The following is a 15821-nucleotide window of genomic DNA, read 5'->3' as shown; positions in this document are numbered from 1 at the left end:
GTTGTGCACAGCACCACGCCCCCTCCGGCGAAAACTGTGGCTTCGGGCTGAATTCACTCTGTTTCAGCATTGTTTCACACTTAAGATATTGATTTTATTGTCTTTTGTTGTGTGGCGATTTTTTGACCAACCCAAGCGTGAGGCCGTCGCCATCGGCCTTCTACGTTTCCGATGGCCGTTAACGCACAACGTTATCCACAGAACATGTGGATAAGACTGAATCTCCAATGGACACCGATATTTAGGTGACATTTATGATTCAACGGGCGCCGCCCCGCCGCTCCCGCTGCTGCCGTTCGCGCGCGCATGGCCCGTTACACTGGCCCGATGCTTTCACCGATTCCGACCCTGCAGGTCGCCCTGCCTGTCCCCCTGCCCCGCCTGTTCGACTACCTGTCGCCGGAGGGCGATGCACCGGCGGTCGCGGTCGGCTGCCGCCTGAAGGTGCCGTTCGGCAACCGGGAGCTGGTCGGTGTGGTGGTGGGGCACGGCCAGACCGACGACGGCCAGGGACTGCGCCAAGCCCTGGCCTGGTGCGACCCGCAGCCGCTGCTGCAGGGGGAGCTGTGGCAGAGCCTGCAATGGCTGGCGCGCTACACCCATGCGCCACTGGGCGAGGTGCTGAGCACCGCCCTGCCCGGCCCGCTGCGCCATGGCGAGGTCCTGCCCGACACACACCACTGGGGTTGGCAGCTGACCACCGAAGGCCACGCCCAGCGTGAAAAGCTGCGCGCAGGCAGCCGTCCACGGCAACTGGCCGAGCTGCTGGCCGAAGCCATCGTGGATGAGGACGTGCTGGGCGAACGCATGCAGGACTGGCGCACCGCCGCGCGCAGCCTGGCCAAGCGCGGGCTGGCCGAGCGGGTTGCGCTGAGCGTGGCCCCCCAACACGCGCAGCCACTGCCCGGTCCCACGCTCAACCCGGACCAGGCCGAGGCGGTGGCCGCGATCACTGCCGCCGACGGCTTCCAGCCGTTCCTGCTGGATGGCGTGACCGGCAGCGGCAAGACCGAGGTCTACCTGCAGGCGATCATCCATTGCCTGGCGCAGGGCAGGCAGGCGCTGGTGCTGGTGCCGGAAATCGGCCTGACCCCGCAGACCCTGGCACGCTTCCGTGGCCGCCTCGGCATCGCCGTGCATGCGCTGCACTCGGGGTTGAACGACAACGAGCGCGCGCGCGTCTGGGCAGCGGCCTCACGCGGCGAAGCGCGCGTCATCGTCGGCACCCGCTCAGCGGTGTTCACGCCGCTGCCCCAGGCCGGCCTGCTGATCGTCGACGAGGAACACGACGGCAGCTACAAGCAGCAGGACGGCATCCGTTACCACGCGCGCGATTTCGCCCTGGTCCGGGCCAAGTCGCTGGGCGTTCCGGTGTTGCTGGGCAGTGCCACGCCCTCGCTGGAAACCCTGCACAACGCCTACGCCGGGCGTTACACCCACCTGCGCCTGAAACAGCGCGCCGGCGATGCGCGGCCGCCGCGCGTGCGCATCCTCGATGTACGCAAGCGCCCGCTGCATGACGGCCTTTCGGCCGATGTGCTGGCCGGCATCGGGGAGCATCTGCAGCGTGGCCAGCAGGTGCTGGTGTTCAAGAACCGCCGCGGCTACGCACCGGTGCTGCTGTGCCACGACTGCGGCTGGACCGCGCCATGCCAGCGCTGCGATGCGCCGATGACCGTGCATGGTGGCGGTCGTCGCCTGCAGTGCCACCACTGCGGCGCGCGGCAACCGGCGCCGCTGGCATGTCCCGCCTGCGGCAGCCTGGCACTGCAACCGCAGGGCATCGGTACCGAACGCCTGGAAGAACATCTCACTGCGGCCTTCGCCGACTTCCCGGTGGTGCGCATCGACCGCAGCACCACCTCACGGCGCGACGCGCTGGAACAGCAGCTGGCGAAACTGGGCGACCAGCCCGGCATCCTGGTCGGCACGCAGATCCTGGCCAAGGGCCACGACCTGCCCAAGCTGACCCTGGTGGTGGTGGTGGGTATCGATGAGGGCCTGTTCTCGGCCGACTTCCGCGCCAGCGAAAAACTGGCGCAGCAGCTGATCCAGGTGGCCGGTCGCGCGGGACGTGCGCGCGACCCGGGCGAGGTCTGGCTGCAGACCCATCACCCCGGGCACCCGCTGCTGGAAACCCTGGTGAGCGGTGGCTACCATCCGTTCGCGCAAGCCGAGTTGAACCAGCGCCAGGCGGCCGGATTCCCGCCCTTCGCGCATCTGGCGCTGATGCGCGCCGAAGCGCAGCAGGTGGAGCATGCCAATGCATTCCTGCTGGCAGCCCGGCACCTGCTGGGCGAACAGAACGTGGTCGAGGCCTACGGGCCGATGCCGGCGCCGATGCCGCGGCGGGCCGGTTACCAGCGCACGCAGCTGCTGCTGTCTGCGGTGCAGCGGCCGCCGCTGCATGGCGTGCTTTCGCAACTGGTTCCGCAGCTGTACGCGCTGCCGGAAGCACGCAAGGTGCGCTGGTCGCTGGATGTGGATCCAACGGATCTTTACTGAGGGGTCAGAGCCCACCCGTCGGGTGGGATCCGACCCCGATGCCCTGGGGTCGGATCCCTTTTCGCAGAAAAGGGCTCTGACCCCGGACGCCTTCGCTTACGTCAGCGGCGACATCACGCCGCGCTGGTAGGCCGGTCGCTCACGCAGGCGCGCATACCACTCGGCCAGGTGCGGCAGGTCCGGGCGCTGGATCGGCAGTTCATACCAGGCGTACACCAGCGAGCCGAGCGGAATGTCGCCCATGGCGAACGTCCCGCCCGACAGCCATGGCTGCGTGGCCAGGGTGGCATCGGCCATCGCCAGGTAGTCACCGGCACGGACGATGGCCGCGCTGATGCGCGCTTCGTCACGGTCGGCCGGCGCGGTGCGCATGATGCCCCAGACCAGGTCGCTGTACAGCGGCGCCATCCGCGAGGTGCTCCAGTCCATCCACTTTTCGGCCTGCGCGCGCTCCATCGGGTCCTCGGCGTACAGCGTGCCCAGCGCATAGCGCGCGCTCAGGTAACGCACGATGGTGTTCGATTCCCACAGCGGCAGGCCGTGGTCCTCGATCACCGGCACCAGGCCGTTGGGATTCATCGCCTGGTACTCCGGCGTCTGCGTGCCGCCATGGCTGCCGCCTACTTCGATAGATTCGTACGGCAGGCCGATCTCCTCGGCACACCACAGCACCTTGCGGACGTTGCTGGAATTGCGGCGGCCCCAGATCTTCAACATGCGGGTTTTCCTTGCTGGCAATGCGAGCGGCAACGATACGCCTGATTGGAGTGGAGATGTGCGTGCCGGATGCGGGATCGGGCGCCTGCGCGCTGCCGGCCGGCGGCCGGCACTACCGGTTCTTTTTTGGCAGCGCGCGCACGTAGGACGACTTGCCGTCCTTCTTCAGCTCGAACAGGCCGATCGCCGCCAGCAGATCGCTGAGTTTGCCGTAGCCATAGTTGCGCGGATCGAACGAGGCCTGGTTGCCGATCTGGCTGCCGACCGGCCCCAGGTGCGACCAGCCATCCTCGCCCTCGGCCGAGGACACCGCGCGGCGCAGCATTTTCACCAGCCGGGTGTCGCTGCGCATCTCCGCCCCGCTCTTGCGCGGGCGTGCATCATCATTGGCGACGGGCTCGTTCGATGCCTGTTCGCTCGATGCCTGCTCGGCATCCGGCACGCTGGCGTGGGTCTGGCCCAGCGCTTCCAGGTAGGTGAACTTCGAGCACGCGTTGACGAACGGTTCCGGCGTCTTCTTTTCGCCGAAGCCGTACACCTTCACGCCGTCGGTCAGCAGGCGCATCACCATCGGGGTGAAATCGGCATCGCTCGACACGATGGCGAAGCCATCAAGGTTGCGCGCGTACAGCAGGTCCATGGCATCGATCACCATCGCCATGTCCGACGCATTCTTGCCCTTGCTGTAGGCGAACTGCTGGATCGGGCGGATCGCATACTCATGCAGCACCGCTTCCCAGCCCTTCAACCGCGGGCTCTTCCAGTTGCCGTAGGCACGGCGCACGTTGGCCACGCCATAGCGGGCGACTTCGGCCAGGACCTCGTCGATCTTCGAGGCCGGCGCATTGTCGGCGTCGATCAACAGGGCGATGCGCTTTTCCGGTTCGCTCATGGATTCCTCGCGGGCGGTTGCCTGAACCCGAGTATCGCCGATCCACCCAGGCGCTGACGTGACAGGTGGCCGCCGTGCGAAGATGCCAGGCGCTTCCCCCAATGCCCCCACTGGAGTGAGTCGATGAGTCGCGAGCGCGTTCCCCACCTGGTCGTTGTCGGCGGCGGTTTTGCCGGTCTCTGGGCCACCCGTGCCCTGGCCCGCGAGCGCATACGCATCACCCTGGTCGACCGCCGCAACCATCACCTGTTCCAGCCGCTGCTGTACCAGGTGGCCACCGCCGGCCTGTCCGCGCCGGATATCGCCGCACCGCTGCGCCACATCCTCGGCCACCAGCGCAACGTGGAAGTCCGCCTCGGCGAAGTGGTCGCCATCGACAAGCAGGCACGGCAGATCGGCATGGCCGATGGCAGCACGCTGGACTACGACAGCCTGCTGCTGGCCACCGGCGCTACCCACGCCTACTTCGGCAACGACCAGTGGGCCGATGATGCCCCTGGCCTGAAAACGCTGGACGATGCCATTGCACTGCGCCGCAAGCTGCTGCTGGCGTTCGAACGCGCCGAGGCCGAACCGGACCCGGCCAGGAAGGCGGCGTGGCTGAGTTTCGCCATCGTCGGTGGTGGTCCCACCGGCGTCGAACTGGCCGGCACGCTGGCCGAGATCGCGCGCCACACGCTGCGCAACGAATTCCGCCACATCGATCCGGCCAGCGCCAAGGTGCGGCTGGTCGAGGCTGGGCCGCGCGTGCTGTCCTCGTTCCCGGAAGTGCTTTCGCTGAAGGCGCGCCGCCAGCTGGAAAAGCTGGGCGTGGAAGTGCTGACCGGTACCCCGGTGAGCGACATCGACAGCCAGGGCTTCAAGCTCGGTGAGCAGTTCGTGCCGGCCCGCACCGTGGTCTGGGCCGCCGGCGTGGCCGCTTCACCACTGGCGCGCACGCTGGACGTGCCGCTGGACCGCGCCGGCCGCGTGCAGGTGCAGCCGGACCTGACCCTGCCCGATCACCCGGAGCTGTTCGTGGCCGGCGACCTGGCCGCACTGAGCCAGGCCGACGGCAAGCCGGTTCCCGGCGTGGCGCCCGCAGCCAAGCAGATGGGCAAGTACGTGGCCGAGGTGGTCCGTGCACGCCTGCACGGCAAGCCCGAGCCCGGTCCGTTCAAGTACGCCGACTACGGCAACCTGGCCACCATTGGCCGCATGGCCGCGATCGTGCACCTGGGCCGGCTGCAGCTCTCCGGCGTGCTGGCCTGGTGGTTCTGGCTGGCCGCGCACGTGTTCTTCCTGATCGGCTTCCGCAACCGCATCGTGGTGCTGCTGAACTGGGCGGTCGCGTACTGGAGCTACCAGCGCAGCGCGCGCATCATCTTCGGTGATGACCAGGACGACCGGCGGCCAAGGCGCTAGGGCTTCCCGGGGCCTTTCCAGGGGTCAGGGCCCTTTCCGCCGGAATGGGACCCGACCCCGGCTACCGCATCCACGCATGACGTGGATCTACTTCCGGCAGAAGTCCTCCTTCCTCGCGGTGTCCGCAATCTGCGCGGTACTCCAATGCCGGGTGATCCAGATCGCCAACGCGGTGCTGCTGAGATGCCAGCGCAGCATGCCGCGCCGAGGTTGCCGCCACAGGTGGCGCCGGGCAATCCAGAAGGCCTCCCGCTCCACTTCAGGCACCTTGTTCTTCATCCCGTCCTTGTCGAAGAACTGGGCGGTGAAGCGCCAGGGGTTCATCGGCTGGTATCCCGCCCGTGGCTCACCGCTGCACGCAGCCACGCCACTGGGCGCGCGGTCGGCCGGCTTCGGCCGACCGTCCACCAATGCCAGCCCGAGCAGATACAGCAGGCCAGGCAGCAGCGCGATGCCGGCGACCAGCACGACGACGGAGATCCATGCGTTGCCGGCGGCACGCATCGCTCAGTGCGCCTTCGGTTTCGGGTACCACAGTGCGTTGACGATGACCCAGCGCTGGTCGAAACGCCCCATGTGGAAGTAGTCGACGAACCACGGGGTTTCCAGCCGCACCGAGGCCGCGTTGCCGGTCACGTCCAGCACCGTGCAGCGGCGATCCCATTGATCCTTCGGGGTCTTCAGCGCGCCCTGTTTCGTCAGCGAGACCAGCTCTTCCTTCGACATCCGGCGCAGGCCCAGGCGCTCGTCGGGTGTATCGCCGAGGACCGCGCGCTTGGCCAGGTCCGGGTGCAGCGAACGGGCGACGCGCTGCGGATCGGCCTCCAGCTGTCCATCGACGTAGTCGTGGCAGGTGGCTTCGATGGCCGCGATCGTGGCGGGGTCGGCGGCAGGGCTTGTTGCTGCGGAGAGAGCGAACAGCAGGGCGATCGTGGACATCCGGGTCTCCAGCTCTGGGCGCGGGCGGATCATCGCATGGGCCGAACGGCCCATCCACGCATGACGTGGATCTACTGTAGAGCCGAGCCCATGCTCGGCTCCCGCATCGGGCAGACGGAACAACAGCCGAGCGTGGGCTCGGCTCTACAGAAGCGCAGGATCCGTTGCCTGCAGCCAGGCCAGCTTGCGTTCGCGGGGCTGCTGCTTGAGTTGCCACTCGGCCCGCGAGGCCGCGGCCCGGTCCGGGTACTCGCGCACGGCCAGCACGCGCAGCGGCGGCCGGGCCCGGGTGTAGCGCGCGCCCTTGCCGGCCTGGTGGGCGGCGAAACGCGCCTCCACATCGGTGCTGATGCCGGCGTAATAGCTGCCATCGCGGCATTCGAGCAGGTACAGGAACCACGGGCGGACGGACGAGGCCATGCCTGGATTATGCCGTGCTGCACTGCAGCGGATATACTGGCACCCGAATGCAGGAGAGAGGCGCCGCGCTGGCGCCCGCCGAAGGCGCAGGCTCCCATGATCGCTCAGGCCGGTGGGCTGGAATCCCACCAACCATGCATTCGACTCGCCGAGCTGGAGAGAGGTCACCGGGCATGCCCGGGACGATCCGCCGAAGGGGCACGCGGCCCATGCCGCTGAACTCTCAGGCAAAAGGACAGCGGGAGCGGCACCGGTCATCGTCATCCCGTCATTGCGCAGGCAGTGGCGGCGGTCGCGCATGGCCGGCCCCACCGCGCCCGGAGCCTGTCCCATGCTGCTGTCCATCATCTACCTGATCGCCATTTCCGCCGAAGCCATGACCGGCGCACTGTCCGCCGGCCGCCGCCGCATGGACCTGTTCGGCGTGGTCATGATCGCCTGCGTCACCGCCCTCGGTGGCGGCTCGCTGCGCGACATCCTGCTCGGCCACTATCCGCTGGGCTGGGTGAAGCATCCCGAGTACCTGGGCTTCACCGTATGCGCGGCGCTGATCGCCACCTGGGTGGCGCGCTGGATGCACCACTTCCGCCGCACCTTCCTCGTGCTCGATGGCCTGGGCCTGATCGCCTTCACCCTGATCGGCTGCTCGATCGCGCGCGAAGCCGGCCATGCAATGCCGATCGTGCTGATCGCCGGCATGCTGACCGGCGCGTTCGGCGGCGTGCTGCGCGACATCCTCTGCAACGAGGTGCCACTCATCTTCCAGAAGGAGCTGTACGCGATCATCGCGCTGCTGACCGGCGCGGCCTATCTGTTGCTGCTGCACTGGGGCGTGGCCGATGCCACCGCAATCCTGTGCTGCCTTGGCGGCGGCTTCGCGTTGCGCCTGCTGGCGATCCACTACCGCTGGGAAATGCCGAAGTTCGTCTACCACGACGAAGTGCATTGAGCCTCTTCGTAAAGTCGAGCCATGCTCGACTGCTCTTTGCAGGAAACCAACGCGCTTCGCGCGCAGGTCGGGCGTGGCTCGACGCTACAGGAAGCGGTATCACCACCCCGGCGATGTACCTGGCGCTGTCGCTCATGCGCAGCGCCAGGCGCATCGCCGGTGCAGATGGGCCGGCCTCCAACTCCGACCGGCCCTGATCGCGGCCGCACCCCCGCAGGCGCTGGCCGCCATCCACACACGTGCCGCACTCAGGCGGCTTCGATCAGGCTGCTTCGGACACCTTCACGTCGCGACGGGCGCGCACGGCCGCAGCCAGACGCTCCAGCACCGTCACGGTGGTGTCCCAGTCGATGCAGCCATCGGTGATGCTCTGCCCGTAAACCAGCGGCTGGCCTTCCACCAGTTCCTGGCGGCCACCGACCAGATGGCTCTCGATCATCACGCCAACGATGCGCTGTTCGCCGTCTTCCAGCTGAACAGCAATGTCCTCGATCACCTTCGGCTGGTTCTCGGGGTTCTTCAGGCTGTTGGCGTGGCTGGCGTCGATCATCAGGCGCGTCGGCAGCTTGGCCTTGGCCAGCACCTGGCAGGCGTCGGCGACGCTGCCGGCGTCGTAGTTCGGCTGCTTGCCGCCGCGCAGGATCACATGGCAATCCGGATTGCCGGTGGTCGACACGATGGCGGTGCCGCCCTGCTTGGTGACCGACAGGAAGTGATGCGGGTTGGACGCCGCACCCACCGCGTCAGCGGCGATCTTGACGTTGCCATCGGTGCCGTTCTTGAAGCCGACCGGGCACGACAGCCCCGAGGCCAGCTCACGATGCACCTGGCTTTCGGTGGTACGCGCGCCGATCGCGCCCCACGCCACCAGGTCGGCGATGTACTGCGGCGAGATCACATCGAGGAATTCGACACCGGCCGGCAGGCCGAGCTTGTTGATGTCGCGCAGCAGGCCGCGTGCGATGCGCAGGCCCTTGTCGATCCTGAAGCTGCCGTCCAGGTCCGGGTCGTTGATCAGGCCCTTCCAGCCCACCGTGGTGCGCGGCTTCTCGAAGTACACACGCATGACGATTTCCAGTTCGCCGGCCAGCGCGTCGCGCAGCGGCTTCAGGCGCTGGGCGTATTCGATGGCGGCCTTCGGGTCGTGGATCGAGCACGGGCCCACCACCACTGCCAGGCGGTCGTCACGGCCGTGCAGGATCTGGTGCAGGGCCGCGCGCGAGGCGCTGACGGTGTCGGAGGCTTCATCGTCACAGGGCAGCATCGCCAGCAGCTGGGCAGGCGGTGTCAGCGGTTCGATGGTGCGGATGCGCAGGTCGTCGGTGTGCGGGGGCATTGCAGGAGATCTCCGGAACGTTGGGGTCCCCAGCGTGGCGGCATGAAAAAAGCCGCCAGGTTCGCTGGCGGCTTTCGGGAATGCGTCTGAAGCTTTCTTCAGGGTGAGCGCAGTCCTTCCTCCGCCAGTGGCTTCGGAAAGTAATACCAGTAAAAGCGGGTGGCGGCTGCGTTCATGGGGTGTATTGATAGCACAGCTTTTGCGCAGTGCAAAATGTTTCATCCGCAACCGGGGGTGCGGCTCAGCGAGGCGCGCGCCGGCGCTGCCCACGCGGCAGCAGCCACGCAAAGCCGCTCATTTGCCATGCACTTCCACGTCCAGCAACAGGCCTTCGTGGATGTCGGCCCAGCGCTCCAGCACGCGGTCCAGCTCCTGCCTGGCCTCGTCCAGCTGCTCGGGATTGAGCAGGGAACGGGTGGTGTAGAGGTCGGAGACCAACCGCCGCAGGGCCGCCTCCGGGATGGCCACCGACGGCCCTTCCCGCCCCGGCAACTGCAATGCCGGGCTGTCGCCAAGCGGGCCGAACAGCGTGACCTGGAGCGTGCTCTGCATGATCAACTTCCCTGCGGATGGACATGGGCAATGTCCTGTTTACCGCGTCCGGGTGACAGGCGCATGTGCCATGCGCGTCCGGAGACGCTGCTACAAGGCGGCCAGGTCGGCAAGGTGCTGCCCCATCCCATCGTCTGCGCCGACGGCGTTGATGGTGGCGAAGTACTGATGCCAACCGGTGGCGGCAATGCCGGCCACCAGCGCATCGGCGTCCGCGCGGCTTGCACAGCGCCAGACCGCATAGAACTGCTCATCGCTGCCGTGCTGTACGCCCCTGGCAATGCGGCCCATCGCCAGCAGTGTGATGCGGACTGGATCGAACTGCTGCATGCCTGCACCGATACGGGCGAAGAAGGCATTCCGCTGCTCGGGCTGGAGCGTGGTCCAGGCGGGGGTGGCGGTATAGAGCTCGATGAAGGTGTGCGACATGCTGCTTCTTCCTTGAAGGTTTGGGGGGTTGCCGGCCAGCGGCCGGCACTACCGGAGCGAGCGCATGGCGCGTTTGCGGATGTAGGCATTGGCATCGCCACGGTGCTGCTGTTGCCAGCGCGCGCACAGCGCACGCAGCCACTGCGGCTGTGTCTTGCCGGCATCATTGAGCCAGTTGCCGACCGAGTCCTGCACATAGCGCTCCGGGTCGTCGGCGAGTGCCTCCAGCATCGCCTCTGCAAGTTCCGGCTGCCGCTTGAACAGCGCGACATGTGTGGCCCACACGCCGCGCGGGCGCAGCGCTTCGCAGGCGAAGCGGCGCAGGTACGGCGATCCTTCCTGCGTCCATGGTTGCAGGTACTCCAGCGCCTGCAGTGGTGCGGCAACAATGTCGGCACGCAGCGCCAGCCACGCCCATTCGCGCACGCCGAAGTGCGGGTCGTCAGCCAGTGGCCGCATCGCCTGCAGCTTGGCCGGCAGCGTCGCGTCGGCGTCGCCGCCGATCAGGTAGCAGGCCCAGCCACGCACCGTGTCTGACGTATGCGCCTGCCAGCGCGCAGGCTCCCCCTGTCCGGCTTCGTGCAGCAACCGCGCCGCCAGCGCCATGCGCTGGGTGATGCCCTTGCCTGAGGCGTCGCGCATGCATTGCAGCGATTCCGGCTCAAGGGCAGGCGCCACCACCTGCAGCAGCGCGGTGAAATCCACGGCCAGGCATTCGGCCAGATGGGTGGCAGCAGCGCTGCCACTGTTGAGTGCATGCAGCCTTTGCGCAGGAACGGGCGTGCTCATGCTGCCGATTCCCGCCCGCCGTCCGTGTGCTGCCAGACCTTGTGCAGCAGCTGCGACAGCTGCTGCTGTTCACCCGCATCCAGGCCGTCGAACAGGCCGCTGATCCATTGCGTGTGCTGCTCGAACAACGACTCGGCCAAGCGCTTTCCCGGTGCGGTCAATACGATCTGCAGACGGCGGCCATCCCCGTCATCGCTGCGACGCTGCAGCAGGCCTTCACGCTGCAGGCCATCGAGCAGGCCGCTGATGGTGGCACGGGTCACGCCAGCACGCTCGGCCAGCAGGTGCGGCGGCAGCGTGCCACCGGCCCCGTGCAGCAGGAACAGCACGACGAAGCGGCCCTCGCTGAGCCCATGCGGTGCCAGCCGCGCGGCGCAGTCGCGATCGATCGACGAGGACAACGAGAGCAGCTGGAAGCACAGGCGCAGTTGCGCGATGTTGGCGTGGCCGCGTCGCTGCGATTCCTCCAGAAGGGCCTGATGCTTGGCTTCGATCATCTCACGAACGCGATATGGTTAGGCGCCTAATCATATCACCGGATAGCCGCTACCTGTAAATCACAGCCGATATCAGGGGAGCTTTCCCAGCAGCAGGCGCGCGATCAGCCCGCCACCCTCGCGGTGCAGCAGCTGCAGTTCGCCTGCGTGACGCCTGGCCACGTTGGCGGCCATGGCCAGTCCCAGCCCGGTCCCACCGGTAGCGCGACTGCGCGAGCTTTCGCTGCGCTGGAACGGTTGCAGCAGGCGGACACGATCAGCTTCGGCGATGCCCGGCCCGCGATCCATCACATCCAGCTGCACCCCATGTCCCCACACGGCGACATGCAGCTCCACGGCGCCCGCGTAACGCTCGGCGTTGTCGATGAGATTGTCGACCGCGCGCCGGAGCAGCAGCGCATCGCCATGCCACGGCAGCGTATCCGGGCACTGAAGCGAAATGTCGACCCCGCGCAGCAGCGCCCCTTGCAGGCATTCCTGCAGCAGGGCAGCCAGATCCAGCGAGCGCATCTGCAAGGGCTGCAGCTCGCCGCGTGCATAGTCCAGCACCTGCTCGATCATCGCGTCCATGCGTTCGATGTCCGCCACCATCCGGGCGGCCTGTGGTGCGGGAGCGAACTCGGCGCGCAGGCGCAGGCCGGTCAGGGGCGTGCGCAGGTCATGCGCCACTGCCGCCAGCATATGGGTCATGTCCTGTGCCTGGACCCGCAGGCGTTCGCGACCGGTGCTGATCGCGGCGGCCAGCATCTGCACTTCGCGTGGGCCATCGTCGGGCAATGGCGACTCGGCCTGCAGGTCGACGCGTGCGCTCGCTTCGGCCAGGCGCCGCAGCGGGCGCCCCAACCGGATCGACGCCCACGCCGCCAACGGCGCCAGCAGGATCGCACCGCCCAACAGGGCGAGCATCACCTGGCGGCGCCAGGCCGCCAGGTCACTATGGTCGCTGCCGACCACCCGCCAGCGGCCGTCGGCCTGGCGCATCCCCAGTTCAAACGGCGGCCACTGCATCGCGGTCAGCAGCGCGGCCTGTGATTTCAGCACGCCAGCACGACCGGAGGCGTCCAGTACCGCGCCACCCTCGATGACCTGCACATCGGGCGCCCCGCCCTGCCCCGTCCATGCCAGGCGTACATCCTCGGCCGGCATGCCCATCTGCGCGGCCGCCAGCTGCGCGAGCCAGTCGCTGGCGCTACCTTGGGGGGGCGCGTCCTGCGTCGCCCTGCGCAATCCCAGTGACGCCGGCGCCTGTTCCCCACGCAGTACCTGCATCGCATGGTCCAGCCGCATCGGTGGCGGCGCGGGCCGGGGCATCCAACCCACCACTGCAACGCTGGCCAGGGTTGCCAGCAGCAGGCTGGCCAGCGCCAGCATCGCGATCCAGCGTGTGGTCGACCACCGGCTGCTCACAGCACCTGTACCTCAGCGTCGAAGCGATACCCTTCCCCGCGCAGTGTCTGCACGAGGGCTTCTGCCCCGGACGCGGCCTGCCCGAGCTTGCGGCGCAGGCGGCTGATCGCGAGGTCGATGGCACGGTCCACGCTGTCACTGGCTTCTCCGCGACTCAACTGCAGCAGCTGCTCACGCCCCAGCACCCGCCCGGGACGTTCGGCCAGCGCCAGCAACAGGGAAAACTCGCCACGACTCAGCACCAGCTCGGCACCGTCCGGTGCGAACAGGCGACGCTGGTCGGGCAGCAATCGCCAGCCATCAAACCGCAGTTCGCTGGCCACCTGCGTGCGCAGCTTGTCCTGACGGCGCAGCAGTGCGCGTACCCGCGCCAGCAGTTCACGCGGATCAAAGGGTTTGGCCAGGTAGTCGTCCGCGCCCATCTCCAGGCCGATCACGCGGTCCGGTGCAGCCCCCATCGCCGACAGCATCAGGATCGGGATCGCCCTCGCCTGCAGCCTGCGGCAGACCGACAGCCCATCCTCACCGGGCATCATCCAGTCGAGGATGATCAGGTCCGGTCGTTCGGCCTGCAGCAGCACGTCCAGTGCCGCCGCATCCGCCGCCAAGCGTACCTGGTAGCCGTGCAGCAGCAGGTGGTCGGCGATGGCGTCGCGGATGCTGGCATCGTCGTCGACGACGATGACACGGATGGGAGTACTCATTCGGACAGTATCCAGCACCTGTGTATCAGGACGGTATCAACGCCGATATTCCGGCGATACGCCGCCGTGCGCCAATGGTCACCCACGATCACTGCGGAGTCTTCCCTTGCGCCTCTTCCTGTTGCCCCTGTTCGCCGCTCCCTTGCCTGCGCTCGCCTCCAACGCCGCCGCGCACATCCTGCCGATGTGGATGCAGGGCGGTCATCCGGCGGTGGCCGTCTCGCTGGACGGGCGCGCCGAACCGCTGCGCTTCGTGGTCGACAGTGCCGCGGGGGCAACGCTGGTCGATGCCCGCGTCGTGCGGCGCTATGGCCTGGAGGATGCGGATGCAGAGGTATCACAGGCGCAAGGGGCGAGTGCAGCTTCGGCGCGGTTGCAGCGCATGCGCAGCACGTCCTGGCAGCTGGGCAGCTGGCAGCTGCAGGCCCAAGCCATGAACGTCGATCTGTCATCGTTGCCGAAGGATGATGATCCAGCCATCGACGGCTTGATCGGCAACGATCTGACCGGGCGCTGGGACACCCGTTGGGACTTCGGCCGCAATCAACTGGCGCTGTGGACACCCGGCGGATTGAACCTGGAAGGACCGGGTTGCCAGCCCAATGCGCTGCCCGGCCGCACTGGCGGCCTGCGCCAGTTCGGCTTCATCACGCTTGCACTAGGCGCGCCTGCGGTGGACGCCATCGCCGTGGTCGACACCGGTGCCGCACAGACCGTCCTCAACGCCGAAGCCGCCCGCGCACTGGCGCTGCGCACCGACGGCAGCGACGCGCGGGTGCGGGTGCGTGAAAAGGGCACCGAAGGCCTGGGCGGCGGCAAGCAGGCAACCTGGCTGTACACCCTGCCCGGCATGACCGGCGGCGGCTGGCAGCACCCGTCGATGGAGGTCCGCATCAGCGAACTGCCGGTGTTCAAGGCGATCGGCCTGGAGGGCCGGCCGGCGCTGATCCTCGGTGCCGATGCAATGCGCGGCGGCCAGGTGGACATCGGTGCCGGCGCGGCGCGGATCTGCCTGCGCCGGCCGCAGGCCGGCTGACATCTGGCGATGACGCCAGCGGCAGCCCGGCGTAGCATCACCGTGCGCCCCACCAGGAGTTCCACGCATGTGCCGTGCCACCCTGATGTTGCTGACGCTACTCCCGCTGGCGGTACTGGCCGCGCCGCCACCCGTGCCCTCGCCCACTCGCATCGATGCCGAAGCACGGCGGCTGATGCAGGCGGCCCATGCGCGCGGGATGGCGCTGGCGGTGATCGATGACGGCAAGGTGGTGCATGTGGCCGCCTACGGTGAACGCAACGCCGCAGGCGAGCCGCTGCGCACCGACACCGTGATGTATGCCGCATCGCTCACCAAGATGGCCTTCGGCCACCTGGTCGCACAGCTGGCGCAGGACGGGGTGATCGATCTGGATGCCAGCATCGCCACAGCTCTGGACGTGCCGCTGCCAGACTACCCGCCCGAACCGAAAAAGTACGCCGACTACAGCGTGCTGGCGAGTGATGCACGCTGGCGCCGGCTCACGCCCCGAAAGCTGCTGAATCACGCCAGCGGCTTTGCCAACTTCGGCTTTCTCGAACCGGATGGCCGGTTGAAGTTCCACTTCGAGCCCGGCAGCCGCTACGGCTATTCCGGCGAGGGCCTGATCCTGCTGCAGTTCGTGATCGAACGTGGGCGACTGGGCGAGGATGTGGGTGCGTTGATGCAGCAGCGCGTGTTCGATCGCTTCGGCATGGCGCGCACCAGCATGTCGTGGCGCGCGGATTTCGCCGGCAACCTGGCCGATGGCTGGACCGTCGAAGGCAATACAGAGCCGCACGATCAACGCAGCCGTGTGCGGGCGGCAGGATCGATGGATACCACCATCACCGACATGGCCCACTTCGCCGCCGGTTATGTGCGCGGCGATGGGCTGTCTGCGGCAATGCGCAGGGAACTGGTGCGGCCGCAGCTGCCGATCACCACCGCCAGCCAGTTCCCAACGCTGCAGCCGGAGCTGCCCGTTGCGCAGCAGCACCGGGATCTGGCCGCGGGCCTGGGCGTGGTGACCTTCCGTGGCCCCCAGGGTGCAGGCTTCTACAAGGGCGGCCACGACGATGCGGTCGGCAACACCCTGGTGTGCATCGAGCGGCACAAACGCTGCGTGGTGATCCTGGGCAACGATGTACGGGCCGAGGCCACCTTCCCGGCACTGGTGGCGTTCGTGCTGGGTGATACCGGCGTGCCATGGCAGTGGGAGTACGGCGCGGCGAAGGCCTTCATCGAATGACGGTGCGATGATCC

The 15821-nt window shown here is 67.7% G+C and carries 17 protein-coding genes and 2 riboswitches; of the genes, 5 read left to right on the top strand and 12 right to left on the bottom strand.

Annotated elements, in window-relative coordinates:
- The first annotated feature begins 327 nt into the window (after positions 1-327).
- Positions 328-2505 (top strand): primosomal protein N', encoded by a 2178-nt coding sequence (locus tag E5790_RS12295; protein WP_014648578.1) that lies wholly within the window; start codon positions 328-330, stop codon positions 2503-2505.
- Positions 2506-2601: 96 nt separating this feature from the next.
- On the opposite strand, the gene E5790_RS12290 is transcribed toward E5790_RS12295, so the two are convergent.
- Both E5790_RS12290 and E5790_RS12285 read right to left on the bottom strand, forming a co-directional pair.
- Positions 2602-3222, bottom strand: coding sequence for a glutathione S-transferase (locus tag E5790_RS12290; RefSeq protein ID WP_014648579.1), 621 nt, complete (start codon positions 3220-3222; stop codon positions 2602-2604).
- A 112-nt stretch (positions 3223-3334) separates the two neighbouring features.
- A complete protein-coding gene (locus E5790_RS12285) occupies positions 3335-4114 on the bottom strand; it encodes an NYN domain-containing protein (RefSeq protein ID WP_014648580.1) in 780 nt (259 codons plus the stop codon).
- Between the two features lie 123 nt (positions 4115-4237).
- Here E5790_RS12285 and E5790_RS12280 point away from each other — a divergent pair, with 123 nt between their 5' ends.
- Positions 4238-5518 carry an NAD(P)/FAD-dependent oxidoreductase gene (locus E5790_RS12280; protein ID WP_046432761.1) on the top strand — a complete coding sequence of 427 codons (1281 nt, stop codon included), beginning with the start codon at positions 4238-4240 and terminating at the stop codon, positions 5516-5518.
- 87 nt (positions 5519-5605) lie between these two features.
- Here the strand turns inward: E5790_RS12280 and E5790_RS12275 are convergent, their stop codons facing one another.
- The 3 genes from E5790_RS12275 to E5790_RS12265 form a co-directional block, all read right to left on the bottom strand.
- Entirely contained in the window at positions 5606-6022 is a 417-nt protein-coding gene (locus E5790_RS12275) for a hypothetical protein (RefSeq protein WP_049408667.1), read from the bottom strand.
- A 3-nt stretch (positions 6023-6025) separates the two neighbouring features.
- A complete protein-coding gene (locus E5790_RS12270; protein WP_049408669.1) occupies positions 6026-6457 on the bottom strand; it encodes a nuclear transport factor 2 family protein in 432 nt (143 codons plus the stop codon).
- Between the two features lie 144 nt (positions 6458-6601).
- The gene (locus E5790_RS12265; RefSeq protein WP_111206764.1) at positions 6602-6877 is read right to left on the bottom strand and encodes a GIY-YIG nuclease family protein; all 276 of its coding nucleotides are present in this window, start codon (positions 6875-6877) and stop codon (positions 6602-6604) included.
- 40 nt (positions 6878-6917) lie between these two features.
- Positions 6918-7007, top strand: a riboswitch (glycine riboswitch).
- A gap of 13 nt (positions 7008-7020) precedes the next feature.
- A riboswitch (glycine riboswitch) is annotated at positions 7021-7124 on the top strand.
- Between the two features lie 84 nt (positions 7125-7208).
- Here E5790_RS12265 and E5790_RS12260 point away from each other — a divergent pair.
- Positions 7209-7826 (top strand): trimeric intracellular cation channel family protein, encoded by a 618-nt coding sequence (locus tag E5790_RS12260; RefSeq protein WP_005411215.1) that lies wholly within the window; start codon positions 7209-7211, stop codon positions 7824-7826.
- A 262-nt stretch (positions 7827-8088) separates the two neighbouring features.
- Here E5790_RS12260 and E5790_RS12255 read toward each other — a convergent pair whose 3' ends face one another.
- The 7 genes from E5790_RS12255 to E5790_RS12225 all read right to left on the bottom strand — a co-directional run bounded on the left by E5790_RS12255 (position 8089) and on the right by E5790_RS12225 (position 13540).
- Positions 8089-9162, bottom strand: coding sequence for a 3-deoxy-7-phosphoheptulonate synthase (locus tag E5790_RS12255; protein WP_014038657.1), 1074 nt, complete (start codon positions 9160-9162; stop codon positions 8089-8091).
- Between the two features lie 294 nt (positions 9163-9456).
- A complete protein-coding gene (locus tag E5790_RS12250; protein WP_014648585.1) occupies positions 9457-9714 on the bottom strand; it encodes a hypothetical protein in 258 nt (85 codons plus the stop codon).
- A gap of 90 nt (positions 9715-9804) precedes the next feature.
- A complete protein-coding gene (locus E5790_RS12245; protein WP_046432768.1) occupies positions 9805-10143 on the bottom strand; it encodes a DUF6616 family protein in 339 nt (112 codons plus the stop codon).
- 48 nt (positions 10144-10191) lie between these two features.
- Positions 10192-10932: a DNA alkylation repair protein gene (locus E5790_RS12240; protein ID WP_111206765.1), complete on the bottom strand. Its 741-nt coding sequence runs from the start codon at positions 10930-10932 to the stop codon at positions 10192-10194.
- Entirely contained in the window at positions 10929-11429 is a 501-nt protein-coding gene (locus E5790_RS12235; protein ID WP_111206766.1) for a MarR family transcriptional regulator, read from the bottom strand. The genes E5790_RS12240 and E5790_RS12235 overlap by 4 nt, the downstream gene beginning before the upstream one ends.
- A 72-nt stretch (positions 11430-11501) precedes the next feature.
- Positions 11502-12800, bottom strand: coding sequence for a HAMP domain-containing sensor histidine kinase (locus E5790_RS12230; RefSeq protein ID WP_111206767.1), 1299 nt, complete (start codon positions 12798-12800; stop codon positions 11502-11504).
- A 32-nt stretch (positions 12801-12832) separates the two neighbouring features.
- Positions 12833-13540: a response regulator transcription factor gene (locus E5790_RS12225; protein WP_014648590.1), complete on the bottom strand. Its 708-nt coding sequence runs from the start codon at positions 13538-13540 to the stop codon at positions 12833-12835.
- Positions 13541-13646: 106 nt separating this feature from the next.
- On the opposite strand from E5790_RS12225, the gene E5790_RS12220 reads away from it, so the two are divergent.
- Both E5790_RS12220 and E5790_RS12215 read left to right on the top strand, forming a co-directional pair.
- On the top strand, positions 13647-14576 hold the full coding sequence (locus tag E5790_RS12220; RefSeq protein WP_111206768.1) for a retropepsin-like aspartic protease: 930 nt from the start codon (positions 13647-13649) through the stop codon (positions 14574-14576).
- Between the two features lie 67 nt (positions 14577-14643).
- Positions 14644-15807 (top strand): serine hydrolase domain-containing protein, encoded by a 1164-nt coding sequence (locus tag E5790_RS12215; RefSeq protein WP_049439294.1) that lies wholly within the window; start codon positions 14644-14646, stop codon positions 15805-15807.
- The last annotated feature ends 14 nt before the right edge of the window (positions 15808-15821 follow it).

It is taken from the genome of Stenotrophomonas sp. PAMC25021, assembly GCF_004795795.1.
GTDB classification, from domain to species: domain Bacteria; phylum Pseudomonadota; class Gammaproteobacteria; order Xanthomonadales; family Xanthomonadaceae; genus Stenotrophomonas; species Stenotrophomonas muris.
This window is presented reverse-complemented; position numbering and strand designations above follow the sequence as displayed.

Bases quoted from the DNA above. Each gene is read 5' to 3' on its own strand.
- E5790_RS12295 (WP_014648578.1), top strand. From the start codon at position 328: ATGCTTTCACCGATTCCGACCCTGCAGGTCGCCCTGCCTGTCCCCCTG.
- E5790_RS12290 (WP_014648579.1), bottom strand. From the start codon at position 3,222: ATGTTGAAGATCTGGGGCCGCCGCAATTCCAGCAACGTCCGCAAGGTG.
- E5790_RS12285 (WP_014648580.1), bottom strand. From the start codon at position 4,114: ATGAGCGAACCGGAAAAGCGCATCGCCCTGTTGATCGACGCCGACAAT.
- E5790_RS12280 (WP_046432761.1), top strand. From the start codon at position 4,238: ATGAGTCGCGAGCGCGTTCCCCACCTGGTCGTTGTCGGCGGCGGTTTT.
- E5790_RS12275 (WP_049408667.1), bottom strand. From the start codon at position 6,022: ATGCGTGCCGCCGGCAACGCATGGATCTCCGTCGTCGTGCTGGTCGCC.
- E5790_RS12270 (WP_049408669.1), bottom strand. From the start codon at position 6,457: ATGTCCACGATCGCCCTGCTGTTCGCTCTCTCCGCAGCAACAAGCCCT.
- E5790_RS12265 (WP_111206764.1), bottom strand. From the start codon at position 6,877: ATGGCCTCGTCCGTCCGCCCGTGGTTCCTGTACCTGCTCGAATGCCGC.
- E5790_RS12260 (WP_005411215.1), top strand. From the start codon at position 7,209: ATGCTGCTGTCCATCATCTACCTGATCGCCATTTCCGCCGAAGCCATG.
- E5790_RS12255 (WP_014038657.1), bottom strand. From the start codon at position 9,162: ATGCCCCCGCACACCGACGACCTGCGCATCCGCACCATCGAACCGCTG.
- E5790_RS12250 (WP_014648585.1), bottom strand. From the start codon at position 9,714: ATGCAGAGCACGCTCCAGGTCACGCTGTTCGGCCCGCTTGGCGACAGC.
- E5790_RS12245 (WP_046432768.1), bottom strand. From the start codon at position 10,143: ATGTCGCACACCTTCATCGAGCTCTATACCGCCACCCCCGCCTGGACC.
- E5790_RS12240 (WP_111206765.1), bottom strand. From the start codon at position 10,932: ATGAGCACGCCCGTTCCTGCGCAAAGGCTGCATGCACTCAACAGTGGC.
- E5790_RS12235 (WP_111206766.1), bottom strand. From the start codon at position 11,429: ATGATCGAAGCCAAGCATCAGGCCCTTCTGGAGGAATCGCAGCGACGC.
- E5790_RS12230 (WP_111206767.1), bottom strand. From the start codon at position 12,800: ATGCTGGCGCTGGCCAGCCTGCTGCTGGCAACCCTGGCCAGCGTTGCA.
- E5790_RS12225 (WP_014648590.1), bottom strand. From the start codon at position 13,540: ATGAGTACTCCCATCCGTGTCATCGTCGTCGACGACGATGCCAGCATC.
- E5790_RS12215 (WP_049439294.1), top strand. From the start codon at position 14,644: ATGTGCCGTGCCACCCTGATGTTGCTGACGCTACTCCCGCTGGCGGTA.